Below are 7,995 nucleotides of genomic sequence, written 5' to 3' on the forward strand. Positions count from 1 at the left end.
CGAGAAAAGGCACGCGGATCTGTCCAGCGGAGTCACGGGTGATGATTCGGCCCCTCGACGGTGCCGCGACAAGGCCGGTTCTGCCGTCGAGCCTGAGATCGACGACTATCGCGCATTCCGCGCAGTTGTCCCAACTGTGCGCCGGGTTTACGTCGTGGACCAGATTGAGGAGTGGGTCGGCGTTCCCGCGCCGTGCGGAATCAAGGCCCAGGGCGTCCTCGGTCAGTTGGACGATCGACCGGAAGAGCCACTGATTGTTGGACACCAGTCCCGGGTGTTCCGCGATATCGCGCAGCTCGGCCAAGGGATCCCGGCTCGCCGGGGCCACCCACGGGGTTATCGGATCTGTCAGCGACAGCAGCCGAACCAGCTCGTTATCCAGGTGAGTACGCCTGGCGTCCAACCGCCTTCGCTCGCCGGCTGTCAAGGTTCGCGTCTGTGCTTCGCGCACGTCGCGTTCATAAACTATTCTCTGCCCGATCCATCTCGGAAGCTCCCTCAATACGAAGCCTCCGGCCGCTCGGCCGCGAGCCCGCTCGCTCATCCCGCGCCATTCGCGTTGGACCAGTTCCATCACATGCCATACCAGGTCCGATTGGTCCAGTACCCGCTGGTCGGCTTCCAAATAGTTCGCCAGGCGCGCACGCGCCTTGTCCTGCGTTGTGTGGACGCTCACGTCCTCATGGCCGGCACCGGCCGCCGATGGTTGCCGGGTCGATTGCGGTTCGGGTTGTGCGGAGGGTGAGTTGGACGGTTCGTCGCGGGTCGGTGCGGGCCGGACGGTCGAGTCCCTGTTCGTTGCCTCCGATCCCGCGGGCGTGGCGGGGTTGGGTGCGTCCGGTTCGTTGAGGGCGAGGGCAACGGTGTCTGGCCCGCGAGGTGCCGTTGGCCGACTGTCTTCCGGCTGATTCGTCCGGCGCGCTGCATTTGCCTTGTGTTCCCGGTATTCGCCGCGGACACGTTCGGCGTCGTCGAGGAGACCGGACTTCTCGCTGTACTCCTCGACCAGCGGGAGCGCGCGGGCCTGGCGGGGGTTCAGCTTGCCTTCTCGCTCGAGTTGCAGCAGCGCCCCCAGCATCCTGTCCACCGCTGCTGCGCTCGACAGATCTGCGCGCCCGTTGCTGAGCTCGAGGAGCTGTTGTCGGAGTGCGTCGACTTCCTGCCGCAACGTCTTCAGTTTTCCCGGATCCGCGACCAGTTCCTGAATCGTGGGCAGTGGTGCCAAGGCGTGTTCGTTCTGGTCCGTCGGCGCCCGGTGGGTGGAAGTCGGCCGTTCGGGCGGTTCCGGTGTGGCGGGGTCCGGCGCGTTGGGTTCGTCGGGGTCGAGGGCGAGGGCGACCGGGTCGATTCGGGTGCCGGGCGTGGGCGAGTGCCGACTGTCGGTGTCCGCGGGTGGGGTGGACCGGTTCCGCGTCCCATCGTTCGCCTCGGTGGGATCGGGGTTCGAGCTGGTGGTCGAACGGTCCGGGCCGAGTCCGGTCAGGTCGATGGCGCTGAGGTCGATGCCGATCGATCCGGGAGTGTCCGGATCGGACGCGGGTGTGTTCGGTGGTTGAGCGGTCGTGGTGCCGGGTGCTGTAGATGGCGGCATCGGCACTTCGAACCAGATGGTTTTGCCGCCGGCGCGTTCCAGGATCACGCCCCAGACCGAGGCCATTGATTCGAGCATGCCGAGGAAGAAACCGTGGGTGTCGGCTACGATCCCGGTTCCGTCCCATTCGGCGGCTTGGTCATCGGTGAAAGCGGCGGCGCTGACGGTGCCCTGGGTGGTTGCCTCTTGTCGCGCGGGTAGGCCACGGCTGGCGTCGGTGATTCCGACGCGAATCATGTTTCCATCGAGGCGGATTCGTACCCGTGCGTCGCCTTGGTCGGCGTAGCGGTAGACGTTTTGAACGAGGTCGGATACGAGGACCATCAGGTCGTAGGGATCAGGGTGACCGGCATGTCGCAAGCGCTCTCGTACTGCTCGCCGCGCGAGGCTCGGGCCCTGTCGCAAGGAGTCCTGCGGTATGGACAGGTCGAGGATGAGGTCGTGGGGTGGTTGCGAGGGGTCGCTGGTGTCGGCGGTTTCGAACAGCTTGAACCAGACTTGTTTTCCGCTGTTGCGGGGGAGCGTCCATCCCCAGGTTTCGGTGTGTGTGTCGAGGAGGTCGACGGCGCGCCACCCGGGACGGTCGCCGCTCTCGCGCGCCGGCAGGGTGCGGCTGTCGTCGCCGACGTGGATCTCGATCCAGCGTTGACCTGATTGTCCGTGGATGGCAGCGGAGATTGCGGGTGTCCCGCCGCCGTCGGCGCGGGCTTGCAGCGCGAGCTCCCAGGCGATGGCGGCGGCCCGGTCGGTGTGTTCGGCGATGGGCCAGTCGGCCAGCGCCTGGTGCAGCGGTTCGACGGCCGCGGCGATGTCCTGCAGATTCAGGCATCGGGTGGCGGTGTCGACCAGGTGAAGGAGTTCGGCGGGCGCGTCCGGGCGGCGCGTGAGTGCGCGGAGGTGGTGCAGCGGGTCGCTGCTGATGCGGTCGGTCCATCCTGTTCCCGGCTGGGGCAGGCCGAGGATGTCAGCGAGTTCGTGGTCGAATTGTTCTGCACGGCGCTGCCATTCGGCGCGCTGCTCGGGGGTGGTTGTGTCACGGACGAGCTCCTGAGCCTTGGCTTCATGGGCGAGGCGGTCGGCCACCCAGCCGGGAAGACGGGTGAGGTCGGCTCGGGTGGCGGCGTCGCGGCGCTCGGCATCGGTCATGGAGCGCAGCTCGACATCGATCTGGTCGAGTACCTGCTTGACCGCGCCGGGCAAGCTGTTCTGCAGGGCCGCAGTGACATCCGCGGGGGTAGGCGTTGCGGCCGTGGCGCTTTCATCAGCGTCCGGCATCTTCGCGCCGGAGATGGATTCATTTGTGCCGTCGGTCGAAGATGCCTGCGGGTTGTTCGATGGCTCGCTCGGTGTGCCGGACGGGCGCGCAGCGCTTCTGTGCAGCCTGCTAGAGGCGGCAGATGGTGCGGCACCGTTGCGCGGACCGGGCTGAAACGCCCCGGAACCGGAGGAGTCGACGGGTGTCGCATCCGTATCAGGCGACAGCGCGTCCCGGTGGGCGTTGACGTCCTCCAACGCCTCCACCAACTCGGTGGTCGTGTCGCGCAGCTCCGGAGTGGGTGTCACGGCTGACCGCAGTTGCGCGGCTTTCTCCCGTAGACGATCCAAGAGCAGTTCACGAAGTATCCGCAACAGGTCGGGCGTCCGCGCGGCGTCTACCAGACTCTGTGCTTTCGCATCGGCGCGCAGCTGGCCCTGGGCCGACTCGCGGCGATCCTGTGTAGGTGGAGCCGCATCAGCGGCAGCGAAGACGAGCCGGGTGAACCGTGCTGATTCCTCACCCAGGCGGTGGAACTCCCGCGTGAATCGCGCGGTGTTTTCCGTGGCGGAAACGTGCGCCGCGTGGATTTCCGATTTCGACTCGTCGGTGGCGGAGTCGATCAGAGCGGCCAGCCGGTCGCGTTCGTCGCGCCACCGGTCTCGTGCGGCTCGCGCACGTTCGCGCGCGGCCACCACGGCATCGCGCCGATCGAGCAACTTCAGCAGGGGGGTTCGATGGCCTGGCTCGCCGATGGCTCCGCGAAGCTCGACCGCGTCGGCCGTGGTCTGCACCTGGAGGGTTCGCAGCTCCTCGGTGAGCATCTCCAAGCGGGCGAGCAGCTTTCGCTGCCTGGACTCGTCGGCCGGCGTCATCCGGTTCGGGTCGACCGGCGTGGGAAACACTCGCGCCCGGACTGCGGCCGTGCGCGCGAGCTTGGCCTGTACGGCGGTGATCCGCGCGCCCCAGGCGGGCTGCACCGCCGGCGGCACCACGGCCGGTTCGGCGTTGCTCAGCTGCCAAAGCCGTTCCTGGCGCTTCCTGGTCGCCGCACGGACTGCTTCCGGGAGCTGCTCGACCAGTATCCTGCCGGTAGGGTCCACCCGCACCTGCCGGGTGATCATCGGAATTCCGTGCTCACGCAGTTCATCCCCCAATTCCTCGGTCAAGGAGACGGGTTGGTAGGGGGCTTCGAACACCTCCAGCCGGGCTCCGTCGATGATCCGCCCACGCGGACCGAACTGCAGACCGCCCCGGGCGGCCGCGACCTCGCGGACCGCCAACTGCTCCGCTTGAGCGCGTGCGAGGATCAAATCGGTGTCGAGGCTCTCGCACCGTTGCTCGACCGCCGCGAGATGGTCGAGCAACGTCTGCAGCCGGGCCGCCCTCTCGCTGTCGATCCCCGGACGGGACTGCGCGTCTTGGATCCGGGTGAACAAGTCGGCCACGTCCAGATAGGCCTGGCCGGCTCCAGCTGCGGCCCAGGAGCCCAGGCCGAGGAGTTCGGCCAAGCCGTCGGTCTGCACCAGCAGCCGTCTGACGTCGTTCAGGAGTTCGGCCCGCTGCCCGGCCAGGAAGGAAATATGGTGAGTCCATCGCCCCAACTCGCCAGTGGGTGGTTGCTCCCACTCCGCGAATCCCGGCAGTGGTTCGACAGCGGCCGTTTCGTGGCTGTGAGGGGTGGCACCGTACCTTTCGGCCTGTTGACGTTCCACGAGTCGGGCCAGCTCATCGAATGCGCAGAGCTTCCGGCCGTCGCGTCCGGTAACCACCAGGAGCGTGTCCGCGGCTTCGAGGGCCCTTTGCTCATCGGGACGCATATCGCGCCATTTCCGCGCCGACCGCGCCAACACGCCGTCCGGTGACGTGCTCGGGTGGAAGCCGGATGCCGCGGGGACCGGCTCGCGGTCGTTCGCGCGGTCGGTGCGAATCTGCACGTCCCGCCATACTTGTGCCAGCGGGATGCCACGCAGGAGTGCCTGCAACACATAGACCGGATGTGTGAAGTCCTTCGGCGCGCTCTTGCCGAAGGCATTGTTGGCCTCGGCCAAGGCTTCCGTGGGGTTGAAAACCGCTTTCCCGCCCAGACCGAGGTCTACCGTGCCCAGGTTCAGCTGGGTGCGTTCTTGTCCGTATTCCTCACCCGCAACGATCCGGCTACGCGTATCGCTGGCGAGTTGTTCGAGCCAGGCGTCGTACACGGACTTCAGGTCGACCCAGCCCGCGTCGTCGGTTTCCGCATCCCATGGACCCTGGTGGGTCCGCCGCCGCGCGCTGGCAGCCCCGCCATCGTCTCTCCGGGAGAGTCCGGACTGTCGTAGCCATTCATCGAAATCCGCTCGACTATCGAATTCGTTCAACCAGATGTCGAATGCTGCGAACAGGCGGTCTCCCTCGCGCCGCGTCTGCTTGACGCGGCTGTAACCATCGAGCTGTCCCAACCAATCGTCGAATCGGGTCAGCGGTGGTAGCGCGCCGGCCCTGCGGAACTCGATGAAATGCTGATACAGAAACCCGAATGCCTTCGCGTCCAACCAGTCGGAGTAATCATGCCTCCGGTCGAAGCGGGAATGCTCAGGCAGGGCGCCTGCTTGCCGACGCTCCGCGAGGTGCTCGTACCGCGAGTTTCCCTCCTCGCGCGGGCTGTCTTTCGGCGCCCGTAAGTGCGCGAGCTCGTGCCGGACGATATCGTAGACAGGGTCTCCGGTCGGCGCGTTGAGTCGGCCGGACTTGTAACCTCGCTCGAACAGCTCTCGAATATATTCCGGATTCCCGAAGTAGGTTTCGTTGAGCAATACATAGTTCTCTGGTTCGTCACCGAAAAGCCGCCCGGCGGCAGCGAACGTATCACTTTCCAGGGGCAGGACCGCCACCGCGTCGGGGCAGATGGCGTCGGCTTCCTCCAACTCGTCGAATATCGCTTTCCGAACCGACATCGCCATATCGACGGAGAGTTTCTCCAGGCCCAGCACCTCGATGCCGTAGGTCGAGTAGAGATCTCCCGCAATCGCCTGTTTCACGCCGCGTTCCGCATCCGAAGCGGTGCTCATTGCCGGAGATTCGGGCAATGCGGCGGCGGAATAATCTTTCCACGCTGTGGCGGGACCGGATTTCCATACTGTTGCCCGGCCCAAGGGATTGCTACCCGCCGTCGCCGACGGTGCCCTTGTGGCTACCGTGGCCGCTGTCAACGGTGGCTCGGGACTGCTCGGATCGTCCGGCTCGTCAGCCATGTCGAATTCATCGGCGAAGGCTGCTCGGATCCTTTCCTCGGCCTCGGCGAGGTATTTATCGACGAGCTGGGTTGTGATCCCCAACTTGGCGGCAGTCTGCTCGCTCGACAAATCGGCCGAGCGGACCATCAATACAATGCGCTTGGCCAGTCCGGGATTCTCGAGACCCGACAATGCTCGGTCGAACTTGTCTGCGAATTCCACATCGGTGAACTGAGGATCGTCCGTCTGTTTTATATCGCCCGGTCCGGACCTGCCCTCGACCGGAGCATCCTTCGATACCTGCCGGAGGAACGGAAGGGCGGCGATCACCTCCTCGCGGGTCAGATTCAATGCCGAGCTGATCTCGGCAATGTCGGAACTGCTGGTACCGACGCGATTCGCGCGAATGTATCTATCCACCTTCGCGAGAACGCTTTGCGTTTGCGGCTTCATGCCCGGATAGCGCAGCTCCAGCCGCGTCCTGATGACGGAGTAATGAGCGGCCATCAAGGCGGCTGGAAAGAAACTGCCGGGTGGGACGAAGTTCCGGGTGGCCAGCATAATTGCTATGGCTGCCTGTTGGGCATATTCGTTACGATGTTCGGCCGGGATGGACCGGCGGGCAGCGACATCGTCCGCGAGCCATGCGTATCGCTCGAATATCTTATTTCGGATATGCTTTTCCTCGGCGGAACCCGGTCGTGTTGCGATCAGATCCCAGAAGAGCCGCTCTTCCTCTGGATCGCGGTCCTCGACGTCCGTGCGCGAGTAGTGGGTCAGCAGTGCTGATACGAGCGTGTCATTGGGTATTTCGAGCGCATCCCGAATTCTCCGGAGATCTTCGACGCCAGGCTTGTGGTTATATTCGGTGAATTCAACCCAGGCGTCGGATTTTCCAATTCTCCGGGCCAGTTCGAGCGGTGGGATTCCGCGGAAGAGCCGGACCATCCGAATCCAATCGTGTATGGAATCGAAGTCGGTGGGATGAGGAACCGACCCGCTGTCGAGGTCCGGAAGGTGGTGCAATCCCCATGCGGTGGCGACATCACTCCACCTGCCGGCGCGATGCAAGGCGTGACGGTAGATTCGCACCACGGTGAGGTCGAGCGGATCTCGCACTCCCGTCTCCAGGCTCTGGACCGCACCGGCGGAGATGCCGAATATATTCCCGACTTCCGACCAGGACAGCCTGTTCACGAGCCGGAAATGTCGCAAATACGCGCCGAGGGATTCCGAGTCGAATGGACTGGGATAGAGAATTGTACTTCTGGGTAGATGTGAATAGCACTCCGACATCTCGTCATAGAGGACATCTTCTTCGGTCGCTGTGGCCTCGAGCAGTGCAGTTATGTCATCCTTTGCGGGTCTGCTCTCTCCGGATTCCCAGCGGGAGACCGTATTTTTGCCCTTCTCCAGCCGGTCGGCAAGCTGTGACCGCTTCAAATTGTGGGATGTTCGCCGGAATTCTACGTAGTCGCCGATGCGGGAGTACCCCTCAGGATACGCGGGCGCGCCATCCGTGGTAAGCAGAGCCGGATAGAGCCGGGCGGCGTCGAGGTACAGTGCGCGAGCACCGGGAATCCGGCGTAGGACTGCTCGAACATGCCGGACGTCGAGGTCGCGTTCTCCTCGTTCCACCGCCTCCCAGGTGCCGGGGGCGGCGCCGACCAACTCGTCCATCCAGTCCGGTGTCGTTGCAAGGAACCGGCGCAACTCGATGTGCCAGGTGGTGGTGTCCCCATCGGGTTGCGGAACAGTTCCCACCGGCGCCGTGTCATTGCTTTCCGGGTCGATTCCGGCATTTTCGAGCCAGCGCTGCAGCTGTGCCGGCTCGAGGAAATTCATCTCGGCGTAGTCGGTGAGATTTTGGGTCGGTCGACCAGACCTGTCGGCACGCCGCGCTCGATACCACTCCAGGAACTCTTGTTCGCTGC

Annotated in this window: 1 protein-coding gene (cut by a window edge); it reads right to left on the reverse strand. The window is 64.8% G+C overall.

Annotated elements, in window-relative coordinates; all coding sequences use genetic code 11:
- Positions 1–7,906, reverse strand: partial view of a sigma-70 family RNA polymerase sigma factor gene (locus ON21_RS05105; protein WP_039795822.1) — the start only. The gene continues 26,501 nt to the left of window position 1, outside the view; only the first 7,906 of its 34,407 coding nucleotides appear in the window; the start codon lies at positions 7,904–7,906; its stop codon lies beyond the left edge, outside the window.
- Between the last annotated feature and the right edge of the window lie 89 nt (positions 7,907–7,995).

The sequence above is a fragment of the Nocardia araoensis NBRC 100135 genome (genome assembly GCF_000308435.1).
GTDB lineage: Bacteria > Actinomycetota > Actinomycetes > Mycobacteriales > Mycobacteriaceae > Nocardia > Nocardia araoensis.